Source organism: Rhodovarius crocodyli, assembly GCF_004005855.1.
Lineage (GTDB): Bacteria > Pseudomonadota > Alphaproteobacteria > Acetobacterales > Acetobacteraceae > Rhodovarius > Rhodovarius crocodyli.
The window spans coordinates 1-17138 of sequence record NZ_SACL01000019.1 but is presented as its reverse complement, the minus strand read 5'-3'; the positions used below and the strand labels follow the sequence as shown (position 1 = coordinate 17138).

The 17138-nt window shown below is 70.7% G+C and carries 20 protein-coding genes; 5 read left to right on the top strand and 15 right to left on the bottom strand.

Annotation, left to right across the window (positions count from 1 at the left end; translation table 11 throughout):
- Positions 1-17: 17 nt before the first annotated feature.
- From recA to EOD42_RS25265, 8 genes are all read right to left on the bottom strand, one after another.
- Positions 18-1052: a recombinase RecA gene (recA, locus tag EOD42_RS25300; RefSeq protein WP_206020467.1), complete on the bottom strand. Its 1035-nt coding sequence runs from the start codon at positions 1050-1052 to the stop codon at positions 18-20.
- Positions 1053-1184: 132 nt separating this feature from the next.
- The gene (locus tag EOD42_RS25295) at positions 1185-2600 is read right to left on the bottom strand and encodes an ATP-binding protein (RefSeq protein ID WP_127790391.1); all 1416 of its coding nucleotides are present in this window, start codon (positions 2598-2600) and stop codon (positions 1185-1187) included.
- Positions 2600-3676 carry an EscU/YscU/HrcU family type III secretion system export apparatus switch protein gene (locus EOD42_RS25290; RefSeq protein ID WP_127790390.1) on the bottom strand — a complete coding sequence of 359 codons (1077 nt, stop codon included), beginning with the start codon at positions 3674-3676 and terminating at the stop codon, positions 2600-2602. The genes EOD42_RS25295 and EOD42_RS25290 overlap by 1 nt, the downstream gene beginning before the upstream one ends.
- A gap of 3 nt (positions 3677-3679) precedes the next feature.
- Entirely contained in the window at positions 3680-4462 is a 783-nt protein-coding gene (locus tag EOD42_RS25285) for a flagellar biosynthetic protein FliR (RefSeq protein ID WP_240655295.1), read from the bottom strand.
- Positions 4459-4734 carry a flagellar biosynthetic protein FliQ gene (locus tag EOD42_RS25280; RefSeq protein ID WP_127790389.1) on the bottom strand — a complete coding sequence of 92 codons (276 nt, stop codon included), beginning with the start codon at positions 4732-4734 and terminating at the stop codon, positions 4459-4461. Before EOD42_RS25280 ends, EOD42_RS25285 begins: the two co-directional genes overlap by 4 nt.
- Positions 4735-4863: 129 nt before the next feature.
- Entirely contained in the window at positions 4864-5190 is a 327-nt protein-coding gene (locus EOD42_RS25275) for a flagellar hook-basal body complex protein FliE (protein WP_127790388.1), read from the bottom strand.
- Entirely contained in the window at positions 5190-5597 is a 408-nt protein-coding gene (gene flgC / locus EOD42_RS25270; protein ID WP_127790387.1) for a flagellar basal body rod protein FlgC, read from the bottom strand. Before flgC ends, EOD42_RS25275 begins: the two co-directional genes overlap by 1 nt.
- Before the next feature lie 19 nt (positions 5598-5616).
- A complete protein-coding gene (locus EOD42_RS25265; RefSeq protein ID WP_127790386.1) occupies positions 5617-6006 on the bottom strand; it encodes a flagellar basal body rod protein FlgB in 390 nt (129 codons plus the stop codon).
- 134 nt (positions 6007-6140) lie between these two features.
- On the opposite strand from EOD42_RS25265, the gene EOD42_RS25260 reads away from it, so the two are divergent.
- The 3 genes from EOD42_RS25260 to fliP are packed head-to-tail and all read left to right on the top strand — an operon-like array spanning position 6141 to position 7389.
- Positions 6141-6404 carry a hypothetical protein gene (locus EOD42_RS25260; protein ID WP_127790385.1) on the top strand — a complete coding sequence of 88 codons (264 nt, stop codon included), beginning with the start codon at positions 6141-6143 and terminating at the stop codon, positions 6402-6404.
- On the top strand, positions 6401-6670 hold the full coding sequence (locus tag EOD42_RS25255) for a flagellar biosynthetic protein FliO (RefSeq protein ID WP_127790384.1): 270 nt from the start codon (positions 6401-6403) through the stop codon (positions 6668-6670). Before EOD42_RS25260 ends, EOD42_RS25255 begins: the two co-directional genes overlap by 4 nt.
- On the top strand, positions 6667-7389 hold the full coding sequence (gene fliP / locus EOD42_RS25250; RefSeq protein ID WP_127790383.1) for a flagellar type III secretion system pore protein FliP: 723 nt from the start codon (positions 6667-6669) through the stop codon (positions 7387-7389). Before EOD42_RS25255 ends, fliP begins: the two co-directional genes overlap by 4 nt.
- Here fliP and EOD42_RS25245 read toward each other — a convergent pair.
- Positions 7386-8162, bottom strand: a complete 777-nt coding sequence (locus EOD42_RS25245; RefSeq protein ID WP_206020466.1) for an ABC transporter substrate-binding protein — start codon at positions 8160-8162, stop codon at positions 7386-7388. The two genes, fliP and EOD42_RS25245, sit on opposite strands and share 4 nt — an antisense overlap.
- Before the next feature lie 73 nt (positions 8163-8235).
- On the opposite strand from EOD42_RS25245, the gene EOD42_RS25240 reads away from it, so the two are divergent.
- Positions 8236-10797: a hybrid sensor histidine kinase/response regulator gene (locus tag EOD42_RS25240; RefSeq protein WP_127790381.1), complete on the top strand. Its 2562-nt coding sequence runs from the start codon at positions 8236-8238 to the stop codon at positions 10795-10797.
- Positions 10798-10851: 54 nt separating this feature from the next.
- Positions 10852-11187: an Hpt domain-containing protein gene (locus tag EOD42_RS25235; protein WP_127790380.1), complete on the top strand. Its 336-nt coding sequence runs from the start codon at positions 10852-10854 to the stop codon at positions 11185-11187.
- 43 nt (positions 11188-11230) lie between these two features.
- Here EOD42_RS25235 and speE read toward each other — a convergent pair whose 3' ends face one another.
- The 6 genes from speE to EOD42_RS25205 all read right to left on the bottom strand — a co-directional run.
- Positions 11231-12091, bottom strand: coding sequence for a polyamine aminopropyltransferase (gene speE / locus EOD42_RS25230; protein WP_127790379.1), 861 nt, complete (start codon positions 12089-12091; stop codon positions 11231-11233).
- A gap of 83 nt (positions 12092-12174) precedes the next feature.
- The gene (speD, locus tag EOD42_RS25225) at positions 12175-12621 is read right to left on the bottom strand and encodes an adenosylmethionine decarboxylase (RefSeq protein WP_127790378.1); all 447 of its coding nucleotides are present in this window, start codon (positions 12619-12621) and stop codon (positions 12175-12177) included.
- A gap of 174 nt (positions 12622-12795) precedes the next feature.
- The gene (locus EOD42_RS25220) at positions 12796-15660 is read right to left on the bottom strand and encodes a hypothetical protein (protein ID WP_127790377.1); all 2865 of its coding nucleotides are present in this window, start codon (positions 15658-15660) and stop codon (positions 12796-12798) included.
- A complete protein-coding gene (locus EOD42_RS25215; protein WP_127790376.1) occupies positions 15660-16238 on the bottom strand; it encodes a protein phosphatase CheZ in 579 nt (192 codons plus the stop codon). The genes EOD42_RS25220 and EOD42_RS25215 overlap by 1 nt, the downstream gene beginning before the upstream one ends.
- A complete protein-coding gene (locus EOD42_RS25210; protein WP_408902185.1) occupies positions 16231-16611 on the bottom strand; it encodes a chemotaxis response regulator CheY in 381 nt (126 codons plus the stop codon). The genes EOD42_RS25215 and EOD42_RS25210 overlap by 8 nt, the downstream gene beginning before the upstream one ends.
- Positions 16612-16649: 38 nt before the next feature.
- On the bottom strand, positions 16650-17138 hold a 489-nt coding region (locus EOD42_RS25205; protein ID WP_408902184.1), incomplete at its 5' end, for a MotE family protein.

Here is a 17138-nt window from a genome sequence, read left to right as displayed (position 1 = left end):
CCCGGCACCCGGCCGCCTCACTCGCCGTCGTCGTCGCTGCTTTCCGGCGCGCCGGTCATGGCATCGGCCACCGCCACGGACTGGCCGCGGATCTTGGCTTCCAGCGTCTGGGCCAGACCGGTGTTGTCGCGCAGGAACTGCTTCGCGTTCTCGCGGCCCTGGCCGATGCGCTGGCCCTCGGCGCTGAACCAGGCGCCGGACTTCTCGACCACGCCGGCCTTCACGCCCAGGTCGATCAGCTCACCCACCTTGCTGATGCCTTCTCCGTACATGATGTCGAACTCGACCTGCCGGAACGGCGGCGCCATCTTGTTCTTCACCACCTTCACGCGGGTGGTGTTGCCCACCACCTCCTCGCGCTCCTTGATGGAGCCGATGCGGCGGATCTCCATGCGGACCGAGGCATAGAACTTCAGCGCGTTGCCGCCCGTCGTCGTCTCGGGGTTGCCGAACATCACGCCGATCTTGAGGCGGATCTGGTTCAGGAAGATCAGCAGGCAGTTGGAGCGGCTGACGGTGCCCGTCAGCTTGCGCAGCGCCTGGGACATCAGGCGGGCATGCAGGCCGACATGGCTGTCGCCCATCTCGCCCTCAAGCTCCGCCTTCGGCACCAGGGCGGCCACGCTGTCCACCACCAGCACGTCGATGGCGCCGGAACGCACCAGCGTGTCGCAGATCTCCAGCGCCTGCTCACCGGCGTCGGGCTGGCTGATCAGCAGGTTGTCCACGTCCACGCCCAGCTTGCGGGCATAGCCGGGGTCGAGCGCGTGCTCGGCGTCGATGAAGGCGCAGGTGCCGCCCTTCTTCTGGGCCTCGGCGATGGCATGCAGGGCCAGCGTGGTCTTGCCCGAGGATTCCGGGCCATAGATCTCCACGATGCGGCCCTTGGGCAGGCCGCCGATACCCAGCGCGATATCCAGGCCGAGCGAACCCGTGGAGACGACCTCGATGTCCTCCATCGCGTTCTTGCTGCCCATGCGCATGATCGAGCCCTTGCCGAAGGAACGCTCGATCTGGCTGAGCGCTGCTTCGAGCGCCTTGCCCTTGTCCATACCAGGAAACCCTTCCCTGCAACCTGTGCGCGTAATGCACACGCGCTTTTCGCGCGGCATCCTAATCATGCCGCCCCGCGCCGGGGAAGCGCGGTTTCGCGGCAAAGCTTAAGTGTTCCTTATATGTTCTAATCAGCCGCGCTTGTCCAGGGCCTTCGCGACCCCGGCGCAGAGAGAATCAGCCGTCCAGGGCTTGGCCAGGAATCCCCAGCCCTTCTCCCGCAGGTCCACCGAGAGGGTGGAAGCCGCATAGCCCGACAGCAGCAGCACCGGCAGGCCCGGGTGCAGCGCCAGGGCGGCATCGGCCAGCCCCACCCCATCAAGCCCCGGCATGGCGACATCGCTCACCAGCAGGTCGGGGGCCAGCCCCTCCTGCAATTGCTCCAGCGCATCCTGCCCGTCCTCGGCGGTGGTCACGCGATGGCCCGCGCGTTCCAGGGCCTGGGCGCCGAGGCGCAGCAGCACGGGCTCATCGTCCACCAGCAGGATATGGGCGGGTGCCGCCGGCACAGGCTCGGGCGCGATGGGGGTGCTTTCCACCTCGCCCTCATGCCGGGGCAGCAGGATGGTGAAGCGCGCACCCTGCCCCGGCGGGCTTTCGGCCAGGATATGCCCCCCCGACTGCGCGACGATGCCCTGCACCGTGGCAAGCCCGAGCCCGGTCCCGCCATTCTCGATCCGGGTGGTGAAGAAGGGTTCGAAGATGCGGGCCAGCACATCGGGCGGAATGCCCGGCCCGCTGTCCTGCACGGTGATGGTGGCGTAGCGGCCGGGCGGGATACGCCCCGCCCCCTCGCCCAGCACGAGGCGGGAGCCCGTCCCGATCCGCAGCCGCCCGCGCCCTTCCATGGCGTCGCGCGCGTTCACCGCCAGGTTCAGCAGCACCTGGTCCAGTTGCGAGGGATCCGCGCGCACCCGGCGCGGCGGGTCGTCCAGCTCCAGCTCCAGCCGGATGCCCGCGCCCAGCAGCCTTTCCAGCAGCCGCGCCATCAGGCCCACGCGCTCATTCAGGTCCAGCACGCGCGGCGCCATCACCTGCTGGCGGGAGAAGGCGAGCAGCTGCCGCACCAGCGCCGTGCCCCGCTCGGCGGCTTCCTCGATGGCGCGCAGCTCGGCCAGCCGGGCCACGCTGTCCTCGGCCAGCCGGGCGGCCGCGCTGGCAGCCGTGACGATGCCCAGCACATTGTTGAAATCATGCGCGATGCCGCCGGCCATGCGGCCCAGCAGCTCCAGCCTGTCCGCGGCGGGGCCCGTCGCCGACAGGCGCAGCAGCCGCAGCCCCTCCGTGCCCAGCGGCGCCAGCAAGGCCCGAAGCCGCGCCCCGGTCGCCAGCGTGACCTCGCTTTCGCCCTCTCGCGCCGGCCAGCCCTGCTGGAACCATATCGCCGGGTCCGCCCCGCGCCCGGCCGGCAGGGCGGGCCCCAGCAGGCCACGCATGGCATCGTTGATGCCCAGCACGCCGCCATCGGCCTCCAGCAGCACCGCTGCCTCGGGCAGCGCGGCCAGCAGCGCCAGCGCGCCCTCGCGTCTCGGTGCCGCGCGCAGCATCAGCCGAGCGGCGCCCCGCCCTTGCGGCGGAACACGAAGGCGATGATCTCGGCCACCGCACCCCAGTGATCGGCCGGGATCTCCATGTCCTCCGGCAGCTTGTACAGCGCGCGGGCGACGGGCGGGTTCTGGATGATGGGCACGCGGGCTTCCTCGGCGACCTCTCGGATACGGGCGGCCATCAGGTCGGCACCCTTGGCCACCAGCTTCGGCGCGGCCGACTTCATCGGATCATAGGACAGCGCCACCGCATAGTGGGTCGGGTTGGTGATGACCACCGTGGCCTCCCGCACCGCCGCGATCATGCGGCGGCGGGCGGCGGCCATCTGGATTTGGCGCTGGCGGCCCTTGATCTCGGGGTTGCCCTCGGTCTCCTTCGCTTCCTTCTTCGCTTCCTCACGCGTCATGCGCAGGTTCTTCTTCCAGCGCATCCGCGTCAGCAGCACGTCGCCGCCGGCCAGCAGGGCGAAGGCCGCCAGGGTGGTGAAGGCCAGGCTGCGGGCGCCGCGCCCGATCGCCTCCAGCGTGCCCTGGCCGTTGTGATGCAGGGTGGCGCCCAGCCGCGACAGGTCCCAGGCGGCCCAGGCGACGGCACCGCCCACCACCAGCAGCTTCAGCAGCGTCTTGCCGAATTCCAGCAGCCCTTCCTTGCCGAACATGCGGCCCAGCGCCGCCATGGGGTTCAGCCGGCCGGGCTTGGGCTCCAGCGCGCTTTCCACGATGGCGCCGCGCGACTGCGCCATGGTCGCCACCACGGCCCCCACCAGCGCGGCGCCGATGATGGGCGCAGCAATGGACAGGAACTCTCCCAGCATGGCGCGCGCGGCGGCCTCGGCCGTCCATTCATGGCTGCGCGACAGCAGGCCGCGCATCGCCGTCATCGCCTCCCGCGCCGCATTGGGCAGCATCATCAGGCAGGCGCCGGTGGTCAGCAGCAGGGTGGCGAAGGAAACGGCCTCGCGGGAGATCGGCAGGTTGCCCTGTTCCCGCGCCTGGTCGAGCCGTCGTTGGGAAGGCTCTTCCGTCTTGTCTTCGTCTTCCGGCGGATCGTCGTCGGACTCACCTTGTTCGGCCATCGGTCAGGGCGCCCCCGGCAGGGCCGAGAAGACGGCCTCCACCGCCTCTCGCCACAGGCCCAGGATGGGCGGCAGCAGCAGCGCCAGCAGCGCGATGCCGCCCAGGATCTGCGCCGGCGCCATGATCACCGAGACCTGCACATGCGGCGTCAGCCGCGAAACCAGCCCGATGCCCACCTGGAACAGCGTGCCCGCCACGATGAAGGGCGCTGCCAGTTGCAGGGAGAGTTCGAGGCTGCGCATCGCCATGGCGGCGATGCTTTCGGCCATGGCGCCCCCGGGCAGGGCAAGCCCCGCCGGCAACGCCTGATAGCTGTTCGCCAGCGCCGCCAGCGGCAGCGCATAGAGCCCCGTCGCCATGATGAGCACGGTGCCCGCCAGCCCCAGCGCCCGGCCCAGCGCCGTGGATTGCGCGCCCAGCAGCATGTCGCCCTGCAAGGGCGTGGAAAGTCCGATCATGCTGCCCATCACCTGCCCCGCCTCGGCGAAGGCCAAATGGATCAGCCGCGCCAGCGTGCCGAACCACAGCCCGGCCACGATCTCCAACGCCACCAGCCGCATCAGGTCGGGCACGGTCGAGACCTCGGCCGGCAGGTTGGGGCCCAGCACGGGCAGCAGCGCGAAGGTCAGCAGCAGGCCGATGGAAAGGCGGATGGTGGCCGATGCCTCCTGCTCACCCAGCCCGGGCAGCAGCATCACGGCGGCGCTCAACCGGCAGAACAACAGGGCTGCCTGCAAGGTCAGCCCCGGCAGGCTGTTCAGCAGGGCGGTATCCGCCTCGGTCACGGCAGGCCGCCGAGCGCCACGATCTGGTCGAACAGGTGCTGGGTCCAGCCCTGCATGTGCCGCACCATGCCGGGGCCGAGGATCATCAGGACCCCGCCCATCACGGCGACTTTCGGCAGGAAGGCGACGGTGGCTTCCTGGATCTGCGTCAGGGCCTGGAGAAGGGAGATGACAACGCCGACGGCCAGCATCGCCCCCAGGGGCGGGCCGCCGATCTGAACAGCCGTCCAGAGTGCTTCACGCAGCGCCAGCGCCGCGGGTTCTTCCATCATGCGCCCGCCTCCTGCGGACTGAATCCCAAGCGGCCGAGCGGCCGCCGCCGGCAGTCCGGCGAAGCCAGTCACGCGGATGCGCGCGCCCGGCAGCTGAGGGCAAAGGAATGAGTGCGGCGTCAGCCGCGTTCAGATCGGCATCCGCATGACATCCTGGTACGCGGAGACCACGCGATCCCGCAGCGTGGTCGCGGTCTGCAGCGCGAGTTCGGCGCGCGACACCGCCACCACCACATCCGTGACGCTGCCGCGCCCCTGCAAGGCGTTGCTGGAGGCGGCGTCGGCCTGGTTCTGGGCCTCGATCATGCCGCCGGCCGCCCGGCTCAACATGGCGGCGAAGCCGCTCTGCGCGCCGGAGGCCGCCTCGCTCGCCGCGCCGGCCAGCCCCTGCCCGATGCGATAGGCCGCAGCCGCCCCGGCCGAGGCCAGCGGCAGCGCCGCGAGCGCGCCCGCCATCAGCGCAGCGCCTCGACCGCGCGGCTCAACATGGCGTTGGTGGTTTCCAGCACCGCCAGGTTGGCGTTGTAGCTGCGCTGGGCCTCACGCATGTCCATCGTCTCGACCAGCGAATCCACATTGGGCACGCGGACATAGCCGTTGGCGTCCGCCGCCGGGTGGCTGGGGTCGAAGCGGGTGGGGAATTCGCCCTGCGCGCGGTCGATGCGGCTGACCTGCACGGTGGGGGTGCCCAGTTCCCGGTTCAGGCGGTTCGCGAAGGTCACTGTCTTGCGGCGATACGGGTCCTGGCCGGGGGCCTGGGCCGTGCTGTCGCGGTTGGCCATGTTCTCCGCCACCACCCGCAGCCGGGTGGATTGCGCCGCCATGCCGGCGGCGGAAATGGCGATGGCGCGGTCGAGGTCCATGAGCAAGCCTTTCCGGAAATCAGGAGGTGCGGCCCAGCGCCGTGCGGAACAGCGTCAGGTATTTGCGGTGCAGGTTCATCGCCAGCTCATGGTCGCCATTGGTGTCGGCCATGCGCAGCGCCTGTTCGTCGAGCGAGACGGTGTTGCCGTCGGGCGTGCGTTCCTGGGTGTTGCGGTCCGCGCGCGGCCGCAGCACGCCGCCCACCGAGGCGACATGCCCCGGCTGCGTCACGCTCAGCGGCGGGTTGCGGGTATTGGCCAGTACCTGGGCGAAGGGCCGCACATCCTGGGCGCGATAGCCGGGCGTATCCGCATTCGCGATGTTCTGCGCCAGCACGCGCTGCCGTCCCTCCGCCCAGTTCAGGCGGCGTTCGGCGAGTGCGATGGGGCCATTGCCGGTGATGTCCATGGGCCGCACCCTGGCGGCAACATCCTAACGAAGCGTGAAGCGGGTTCCGTTTACCGGCCGGCGTTTACCCGCTGGCAAGAACCACCCGGCAGATTATGCCCATGCCCAGACCGACATCGGACAATATGTCCCGCATGCCCGCCCTTTCCGCCCTCGGTGAAATCGAGGCGATGCGGGGCACCCTGACCATGGCCCGCGCATTGGTGGAGGCCGGTCGCACCATCGACCTGGCGGGGCTGGACCGCCAGGCGGCCGAGATCTGCCGCTCGGTGGCCACACTGCCGCCCGGCGGGGGGCAGGCCGTGAAATCCGCGATGATCGCGCTGATGCGCGACGTGCAGGCCCTGGCCGCCACCCTGCCCGACCCGTCGGAGCTGCTGCCGGCCCGCCGGCGATGAACGGGCTGCTGGATTGGGCGCAGGCGCTGGGCGCGCTGGCCCTGGTGCTGGGGCTGGCCGGGCTGCTGGCGCGGCTGGCGCGGCGCACCGGCCTCGCGCAGCGCCAAGCCGGGCATGGGCGCATGGCGGTGGAATCCACCCTGGCGCTGGATGCGCGCCGCCGCCTGCTGATGCTGCGCATCGACGGGCGGGAATGCGTGGTGCTGACGGCGCCGGGCGGCGACACCCTGCTGGGCTGGCTGCCCCAGCCGGAGAAGCAGCCATGAGGTGGCTCATCATCCTGCCCGCGCTGCTGCTGGCAGACCCCGCCCTGGCGCAGTCGCTGAACCTCGACCTGGGCGGGGACCAGCCGGGCACCGCCGCACGGCTGATGCAGCTGGCGGCCGCGGTCGGGCTGATCTCCCTGGCGCCGTCGCTGCTGGTCATGGCCACCGCCTTCACCCGCATCGTGATCGTGCTGTCCCTGCTGCGCAGCGCGCTCGGCGCGCAGGGCGTGCCGCCCAACCCGGTGCTGATCGGCCTCGCGCTGTTCCTGACCTTCTTCGTCATGCAGCCGGTGTTCGAGGCCGCCTGGCTGGCCGGGGTGGTGCCGATGAATGAGGGCCGGCTGCCGCCGCTGGAGGGCATGGCCGCCGCCGCCGAGCCCTTCCGCCGCTTCATGGCCGCCCAGGTGCGCGAGAGCGACCTGAACCTGTTCTTCAACCTGGCGCAGCTGCCGGGAAGTGCTGCCGCCGAATCACCCTATCGCGTGCTGATGCCGGCCTTTCTGGTGGGGGAGCTGAAGCGCGCCTTCGAGATCGGCTTCGTCATCTTCCTGCCCTTCCTGGTGATCGACATGGTGGTGGCGTCGCTGCTGATGTCGCTGGGCATGATGATGGTGCCGCCCACCACCGTCTCGCTGCCCTTCAAGCTGATCTTCTTCGTGCTGGTGGACGGGTGGCGGCTGCTGTCGGGCAGCCTCGTTCAGGGGTTTTCACCGGGCTAGGGCAGCACGATCGGCAGCAGCCCGTTGCGTTCGGCCGCGCGGCGCAAGGTGCCGTCGGCGCGCGCGGCCGCGATGAAGGCATTCACCTCCGCCAGCCAGGCCGGATCGCCCTGCGCCACGGCATAGGCATAGCGCGTCTCGCCGAAGGGGCCCGGCGGCTCCAGGATGCGCGCCCAGTCGTGCATCAGCAGCATGCGGCGGGTGTAGGGGTAGTCGGACATGAACACGTCCGCCCGCCCGGCCCGCACCTCTGCCTCACGCGTCGCCGGCGGGCGCACCACCAGAACCTCCGCCTGGCGAAGCGTGCTGCGCATCAGCGGTTCCATCACCGTGCCGGCGGCCACCGCCACGACGGTGCCCGGCCGGTCGATGTCGGCCCATTCGCGGATCTGCGTGTTGTCGCGCGTCGTCACCCCGTAGACGCGGCTGGACAGATAAGGCTCTGAGAAGGCGATACGGGCGGCCCGTGCCTCCGTGATGCCCACGCCGAACATGGCGATGTCGCACTGCCCGCCTTCCAGCAGGCCCATGAAGCTGGCGAAATTCGTGTCCACGAAGCGCAGTTCCACCCGCAGCCGGGCTGCCAGCGCGCGCGCCATGTCGATGTCGATGCCTTCCAGCTCTCCGTTACGGGGGTTGCGGAAGCTGATGGCGAAATACTCGGGCCAGATGCACACCTGCAGTTCGGAGCGCGCGGCGATGCGGGCCAGGCGGCCCTCCGGGCCAGGCGTCTGGGCCTGGGCCTGGGCCTGGCCTGGGGCCGGGGCCGTCATCACAATGCCCGCAACCATGGCGAGTAGCGCCATGACTCGCGGCGGCAACCTCTGATACAAATGCCTTGTCATCATGGCCAACCCTCCCAAACCGGCCCGCGTGGCGGCAAAGCCTACGGAAACCCGCGCCGCGGTGGTCGCATCGGCGGCCATCGCGCTGGTCGCCGCGGTGCTCGGCATCACCTACGTTACCCAGGACGCCCGCCGCGAGTCGAGCGCACTGGCGGATGCCGCCCGGCTGACCCAGGCGCTGGCCGGCGGCATCTCCGACCAGATCTCCCGCGCGATCGAGGCGACCAGCCTGCTGGCCCTGGTGGCCGAACCGCAGCGCCGCCCCTCCGGCGAGGTGGAGCTGGCCGAGGAAATCTCGGCCATGACGCGTGAAATGGCGCAGCTGCGCGCCTTCATGCTGGTGGATGACACCGGCCTGATCCTGGCCGCCAATGTGCCCCGCCTGCGCGGGAGGCGTTTCGACATCGGCGCCTTGCGCGGCGAGGCCGGGCGCGACATGCGCGCCGGCAACGGCACGCCCGCCATCCTGCCGCCCCAGCCCGGGCGGCTGCTGGAAGGGCCGCCGCCCTCCGGCCCCTGGCGGCACTGGAGCATTCCCATGCTCATCCCGCTGCCGAGCGACGCCGAGGGCGGCGCCTGGGCCGCGGTGGCGCTGCTCAACCCCGACTACATGACCAGCGTCGCGGCGCGCATGGCCAATGCCTTTCACGTCGATGTCCGGCTCTATCGCTTCGACGGCACGCTGATCGCGCGCTCGGACGGGCAATCCACCGGCGTCGGCCAGATCCGCCCGGGCAACTGGCTGTTCACCCATTTCCTGCCGCAGCGCGAGAACGGGTCCTTCAACGGCACCGACAGCGAAGGCCGGCGCGTGGTGGCGAGCCTGGCCGTCACCCGTCTCGGCGGCATCGTGGTGGAGGTGGCGCAGCCGCGCTCCGTGGTGCTGGAGCCGGTGCGCGGCCAGGACCAGCTGCTGATCGTGGCGGGCTTCACGGTGCTGGGCATCGCGCTGATCGCCTTCCTCATGCTGCTGCGCCAAGGGCGGCAGCTGGCGTTGAGCGAGGCCCGCGCCCTCGGCGCCTCCCGCGCGAAGGAGGATTTCCTGGCGCTGATGAGCCATGAGATCCGCACCCCCATGAATGGGGTGATCGGCCTGTCCGGGCTGCTGATGGAAACGCCGCTGACACAGCTGCAGCGGCGCTATGCCAGCACCATCCGCAGCTCCGCCGACCACCTGATGCACCTGCTGAACGACATCCTCGACTTCTCCAAGCTGGAGGCGGGCGAGGTGCTGCTGGAGCGCATGCCCTTCTCGCCCGAGCAGCAGGTGACCAGCGTGATCGAGCTGCTGGCCGGCCAGGCTGCCTCCAAGGATCTGGAGCTGGTGGGCACGACCGCCCCCGGCCTGCCGCGCCAGGTGCTGGGCGATGCCGGGCGCCTGCGGCAGATCCTGCTCAACCTGGTCGGCAATGCCATCAAGTTCACCGAGCAAGGCTGCGTGCGCGTGGGGATCGCCGCCGCCGCGGAAGGAGAGGGCAGCTGGCTGCTGACCTTCACCGTCTCCGACACCGGCATCGGCCTGCCGGCCGAGGGGGTGGAGCAGCTGTTCGAGCGTTTCACCCAGGCCGATGCCTCGACCAGCCGCCGCTTCGGCGGCACCGGGCTAGGCCTGGCCATTTCGCGCCGCCTGGCGGAAGGCATGGGCGGCACCGTCAGCGCGGAGCCCAACCCGGGCGGCGGCAGCACCTTCCGCTGCACCATCCGGGCCGGCGCCCTGCCGGATTCCTCCGAGCCGATGGAGCCCGAGGCCTGGCGCGGCGCGCGCGTGCTGGTCATCGAGGACCAGCCGGTGAACCGCGAGGTGCTGGTGGCCCAGCTGCGCGGCATGGGGCTGAAGGCGACGGCGGTGGAGAACGAGGCCGAGGCGGTGGCCGCCCTGCGGGAGGCCGATGGCCGGGAGGAACCCTTCGGCATCGTGATCGTGGACGGGCTGTTGAGCGGCGGCCAGCGCGGCAGCGAGATCGCCACCCGGATCCGCGCGACATGGGGCCATGCGCTGCGGCTGGTGCTGCTGGCCTCCAGCGCCATCGGCACGGAGCAGCTGCCGCACGGGCTGTGCGACGCCATCCTGATCAAGCCCGCCATGCCCGAACGCATCCGGGAGGCATTGAGCTATGCCTTCGGCCGCAGGCTGGTGGCGATGAGCCGCCCGGAACCCCCGGTCGAGCCGCAACCCCAGGCGCCGGCCGCCATGCGCGTGCTGGTTGTGGACGACAACCAGGTGAACCAGTTCGTCCTGAGCCGCATGCTGGAGACCGAGGGAATCGATGTCGCGACCGCCGACAATGGCGAGATCGCCGTCCGCATGGCGGAGGCGGAGCCGTTCGACGCCATCCTGATGGATGTTCAAATGCCCGTGATGGACGGGCTGGCCGCCACCCGCGCAATCCGCAATGGACAGGGGCCCAACAGGTCCACTCGAATCATCGGTCTTACGGCTGCAATCGGCCCCGCACATGAGAAACAATGCTTCGGCGCCGGCATGGACGACTATCTGTCCAAGCCCATCGACACCCAGCCGCTGCTGAATGCCCTGGGGCGCCCTTCTCATTATTTCACGTGATTTCCTTGCCGCAACGTTGGTTCATAGCGTGGCGGGACAAGGAGCGGCCAGAACATGCCATCCCTCGACCAGAACCGGGTCACGTGGCTGCGCGGCATCATGCCCGCGCATGACTTCCCGCGCTTTGTGGACCTGTTGCGGCAGGATCTGACCGAGCGGCGGCACAACCTGTCCGCGGCGATGGCCGCCGGGGACCGACAGGCGATCCAGATGGAGGCCCATGCCATTGCCGGCATGGCCGCCAATACCGGCGCCTGCACGCTGGAGAAGATGGCCAGGGCGCTGATGCGGCAGAGCGGGGCGTCGCCCCTGCCGGAGCTGACCGAAGCGATGGTCGGCGTGCTGGCGGAGGAAGAGACGGTGCAGCGCGAACTGGCCGCGCTGCGGTAATTCGCCGCCGGCCATGCGGCCGACGGCGATCGCGCCGAGATGCTTACAGGTTCTCGGAGATGTAGGGCGGCAGGTTGAAGGCGCCGACATGGATCTCCGGCGTCCAGTAGCGGGTCAGCCCCGCGATGCCGTTCGCCTCGGCGCGGGCGCGGATGGTTTCCACATCGACCGAACGCAGCGCCTTGTCCTTCGCGGCCCAGCCCAGCGTCATGAAGCCGCCCACATAGGTCGGCACCGCCGCCACATAGGCCCAGGTGTCGCCGAAGGACTTGCCGCGGCGGATGTTGGTCTCGCGCAGCTCATCGGCCTGCTGGAAGGGCACGCCGCACTGGTTCACGATCAGCCCCTGGGCCGACAGGATGCGGGCGGAATTCGCGTAGAACTCCTCGGTGAACAGCACCTCACCCACGCCGATCGGGTCCGTGCTGTCGACGATGATGACGTCGAAGGAGCCATCGGCCGCCTTGCGGACATAGTCGATGCCGTCGCCCACGATCACCTCGGCGCGCGGGTCGTTCCATGCGTCGCCGGCGATGCCGGGCATGAACTCCTTGGCCAGGCGGATCACTTCGCCGTCGATCTCGACCATGACGGCCTTCTTGACGTTCTTGTGCTGCAGCACGCGGCGCAGCACGCCGCCGTCACCCGCGCCGATGATCAGCACGCGCTCGGCCTTGCCATGGGCCAGCAGGGGCACATGGGTCAGCATTTCCTGGTACACGAACTCGTCGCGCTCGGTGATCTGGGTCACGCCGTCCAGCAGCATGACGCGGCCGTGGCTGTAGCTTTCGAACACCATGATGTCCTGGAAGTCGGACTGGACGCGGGCCAGCTCGCGCTTCACCAGGAAGCGCTGGCCCCATTCGGCGTAGAGGGTTTCGTTCACCCAGGAATCAGTGGCCATGTCATTCATCCGTCATCTGGCATGGAGATACGAAAAGGGCCGGACGTCGCCGCCCGGCCCCGGAATTCAGGAGGCGATCAGCCTCAGCCCATCAGGCCGCGCTTGTGCTCGGAGAGCTGGATGCGCTCCGGCGAGAAGCCGTCCTTCAGGTGCGGAATGGTCTTGTACGGGTCGCAGGCGCCGCACACGAAGATGTCCAGGGCGGCGTAGTTGCGCTCCGGCCAGCTGTGGATCGACACATGGCTTTCGGCCAGCACCAGCACGCCGGACACGCCACCATTCGGGGAGAAGTGGTGGAAGTGGCCATGCAGGATGGTCGCGCCCGTCGCGATCGCGGCATCACGCAGCACGCGGTCGATATGGGCGGGATCGTCCAGGTTCGTGGCGCCCCAGAGGTCGATGATCAGATGCGTGCCCGCATAGCGGACGCCGTTCTTCTCGACGAAGTAATCCTTCGCTTCGGACTCGTGGACAGGGGTGAGGGTTTCGCTCGGCAGATCCGAGACCATCCCCAGCGGGAGAGCGTCCATGTGGGCACCTTTCCAACCAGAAGATGACCTTGCTTCGGCTGTGCGGCCACCGTGGCCGTCGGTTCGATTGAGGTCAGCGGCGCGGCATATGAGGCATGGGGGGCGGGGGTGCAAGTGAAATTACCAAGACGGGGCGAAAACTTTTGCGGACCAGACCCCCGTTTCACGCGTGACTTATCGCGTCGAGGCCTCCGCCGTTCGCAAACCCTCCAGCCTGCTGGGCAAAGCCCGGAAGAGTTCCAGTTCGTTCTGAAGCCGTGGCAGATCCATCAGGCCCCGGATCGGGTCGGTCGTCAGCACGCGGAACGGGGCTTCCGCGGGGCCGCCCGCCAATAGCGGCGCATGGGCATCGCGCGCGCGGCCCAGCCCCGCCGTATCGCCCGCCAGGGCCAGCAGGGCGGCGTGGCGGATCACCTTGCGCGCCAGCACGGGGGAGAGAGGGGCGGCCAGGCCGGCCAGGTCCCGTTCCAGCACGCGACCCAGCGCCTCGGCGGCGCCGGCGAAATCACGCGCGTCGCTCAACGCCTCGGCCAGGGCCTCCTGGCCGGCCGGGCCCAGCGGGCCGAAGGCGGCGCGCGGATCGGCACCACGCTGCACCTCGGCGCGCGCCCGCAGCAGGGCGCGTTCCTGGCGCAGTTCGGGCGCCATGCCCGGCGTCTCGGTCTCGGACAGCACGGAGAGCGCGCCGCCCGCATCCCGTTCCGCCAGCCGCACCGCCGCCAGCCGTGAACCGATGCCCGCCCGGCGCGGCGCCGTGCCGGGCCGGTCCAGCGCCTGGCGCAGCATCTCGGTGGCGCGGTCGCTCAGATCCAGCGACACCATGCGTTCGGCCAGCAGGGCCAACGCTTCCTCGCCGCGCGCGCCGCGCGGCAGCATTTCGGGATAAGCGTCGTACAGCGCCACGGCGTTCACCGCGCTTTCCTGGCGCAGCGTGGCCAGGAAGGCCTCGTCCATGTCCTGCTGCAAGGTGGGCTGGGCTTCGGGGAACAGCGCCTCCGTCTCCCGCAGCAGGGCAAGGGCGCCCTGCCCGTCCCCGCCGCGCCGGCGCAGCTCCGCGATGCGGCGGCGGGTGGAGACCTCATCGCCCTCACGCCAGGCGAACAGGGTGCGTTCCAGGGCGCGCGCGCCCTCCAGCGGCGGCAGGGCGCCGCTGGCGATGCGCAGTTCCGCGGCTCGGCGCAGGGCCTCCGCGCGCACGCGGCGATCCCGCCCCTGGGCCAGCGCGTCATAGGCATCGAGCGCGGCGGCATGGTCGCCGCGCTGCTCGGCCAGCATGGCGCGGCCGAGCTCCAGCCCCGGCATGGCGGCATCGGCCTGGCGCAGCAGGTCATCGGCGATGGCGGGCTGGCCGCCGGCGGCCAGCGCCTCCACCGCGCGCGGCAGCAGGCGCTGGCGCAGGGCGTCGGGGTAGGAAGGCAGCAGCGCCGCGCCGCGCGCGATCAGCGGGGCCGCGGCGGCGGGCTCTCCGCGCTGGGCCAGGTAGAGGCCGCGCCACATGGCGGTCTCGTCGGATATCGGGTCGGCGCCGAGGTTCTCGGCATCCTCGATGCGGCCGGCCGCCAGGGCGGCGGCGCCCAGCAGCCAGGCCGCGCGCGGCTGGGCGGCCACGATGGGGTCCTGTTCCAGCGCCAGGGCGATCAGGGACTGCGCCTCCTGCGGCTGGCCCAGGGCCAGCAGGGTTTCGGCGGCGGCCAGGCGCGGCGCCCCGCGCGACAGGGCGGCGGCCTGGGCAATCCCCGCCTGCTGCGCACGCAGGCGTTGCGACAGGTCCGGCAGCGGGCCCTGCGGAAAATCGAAGCTGCGCGAGATGCCGGGCGGCGGCACGGCGGCGCTGCGGGTGGCCAGGGCGCCCTCACCCATCACCAGCCGGTAGTTGCCGTCGCCCTGCACCAGGAAGCGGTCCTGGCCCGGGCGCAGCAGAACGGCATCGGAATAGGCCAGCAGGGCCACGCCCAGCCGGGTTTCCAGCAGGCCGAGGTCGACGAAGCGGCGCGGCTGGGTCAGCTGCGCGCCATCCTGCCGCACCGTACCCAGCAGCAGCGGCAGGCCGGAGACGGGATCCTGCACCGACAGGCTGCGGTTGGCCGCGCGCACCGCCAGCACCATCTGGCCCGGCCCGGCACCATCGGCCATGGCCTGGATCGGCGCCTGGGCCACCACCGGCTGCCCCTGCACCAGGGACCAGCGCGTGCCGTTGCGGCGCAGATACCAGGGGCGGTCATCCTCGATGGTGAGCAGCGAGCCGCCGGGGATCGCGCTGTAGCGCCAGCCGGCGCGCAGCAGGGATTCCGGCATGGTCTCGGAAGCCGCGTCGAACACCGCGAGCCAGGTGTCGCCCCGGCGCAGCATGGCGGCGCCGGTCTCGACGGGATAGGGCAGCAGCCAGTCCCGGCGCGGCGCGGCCGGGCCGGGGGCGGCCGGCGGCGCGGGTTGGGTTTCGGCGGCGCGCGGCGGCTCGGCCGGGCGCTCCGGAGGCGGGGGCGCGGGTTCGGCCTGGGCGGCGACAGGTGCGGCGGGCGGCGGCGCCTCGACGGGTACCGGGGAAGGTTCGGGCGCGGAGGCCGGGACCACCACCGGCGCAGGCGCGGCGGCGGCCACGGGGGCAGGCGCGGCGGCGGGCGGCGCGCTGCGCGGGGCAGGCTGGGCGCGGGCCGCAGGGGTGGGCGCAGGGGTGGGCGCAGGGGTGGGCTGCGCCTCCACCGGCCCGTCCACGGCGTCCACCGCCACTTTCGGGCCGTTGCGGAAATGCCGCGCCCGTGCGCCCGGGGCCAGCTCGAACTCGATGCCGCCCTCGATGGCGCGCACGGCGCGGAAGTTGCGGGGCAGGCTGCGCAGCGCCTCCAGGCCCAGCTCGCCCTCCGCACGGAAGCGCAGGGTCACGGTCTGCCCCTGCTGTTCCAGCGTGTAGGGCGGGGCGCTGGGCCAGTCGAACACGACGCGGCCATAGCCCGCGTGTTCGCCGGTTCTGATGCGGATGCGCTCCGCCATCGCCGGCCAGGCGGCCAGCAAGGCGCAGCACATCAGCACCAGAATGCGCATCAGTCGAAGCTCGCCAGCAGGCTGTCGATTTCCGCCTGGGAGGAGGCGTTGGCCGGCATCTGCGGGCCGTTGGCCAGGGCGCGCCCCTCGGTCTCGGGCGTGATGGCCACCGGCTCGGCGGGCGGCGGGGCCGCATGGCCGAAGCGGTCGGTCACGCGCATCAACCGCCCCTCGATCGCCTTCAGCGCCGTCACGACCTTGGCGATGCGCTGGCCGGTGATGTCCTGGAAGGAGCAGGCCTCATAGATGCGCGTCACCGCGTCGTTCACGATGCCCGAAGGCGCCTCGGGCAGCGAGGGCGCCAGGCTTTCCAGCTTCTCGCAGCAATCCAGGATCTCGTTGGTGGCCTCGGCGGTGTGGGCCAGCACGGCATCCAGCTCGTCGGTCGCGACGGGGATGTGGCTGTCCTTGATGTCGCCGATCGAGAGCGCGGAAATCTCGCGCTTGGCCCGCGCGATCTCACCGGACAGCGCCTCCAGCTCACCCAGCAGCAGGGTCTCGGTGGGGGTCAGGTCGCCGTTGATGCTGGTCAGCACCTGGCGCACCACCTGCTCCACCACATCGGCGGTCTCAGGCATGGACCATCACCTTCTCGATCTTTTCCTTCAGCGTCTCGGCGTTGAAGGGCTTCACGATGTAGTTGGACACGCCCGCCTGCTTGGCCGCGACCACGTTCTCGGTCTTGCTCTCGGCGGTGACCATGATGAAGGGCAGGTTCTTCAGCCGGGCATCGGCGCGGACCTCCTTCAGCAGGTCCAGCCCCGTCATCGGCTCCATGTTCCAGTCGCTGATGACCAGGCCGAAATTGCCGGCGCGCAGCTTGGTCAGCGCCTCGGCGCCGTCGCTCGCCTCGTCCACATTGTTGAAGTCCAGCTGCTTCAGCAGGTTGCGGATGATCCGCAGCATCGTCTTGTAGTCATCGACGATCAGGATGTTGGTGTTCTTGTCCATCGGCAGGTCCTTCTTGGCCAAAGCGTCAGTGGGTGTGCTCAGTCGGGGGAGCGGCTTCGCAGCCGTGACAGTTCGGTGGTGACCGCGCGCGCGCGGTCGGGGCGCATGGCGGCCAGAACGGGGGCGGCCTTCGCTTCCCTCATGCGGTCGATCACCTGCAGCAGCACCGGCATCTCCAGATCATCCAGGATGGTGGCCGCATCACGCGGCCGCATGGATTCATAGACGCGAACAAGTTGACGAATTCCTGCCTCCTCGCGCTCATCTCGCGCCCGGAGTTCACCTTCCAGCCGGGTCTGCAGGGCGCGCATTTCCTCCAGCCGCGCGGTCACCCGCTGCTCAGAGGCCTGGATCAGCAACTCGCGCTGGTTCAGTTCCTCGGCGCGGCGGTCGAGCTCGACGCGGCGGGCGCGCAGCGTGCCCAGCAGGGCGCGCTCGGCCTCCGCCTGCGGGTCGGGCGGCGGGGGTGGCGGGGGTGGCGCGGGCGCGGCGGCCGGGGCTGCCGGGGCGGTGGGCAGGCTGCCGCG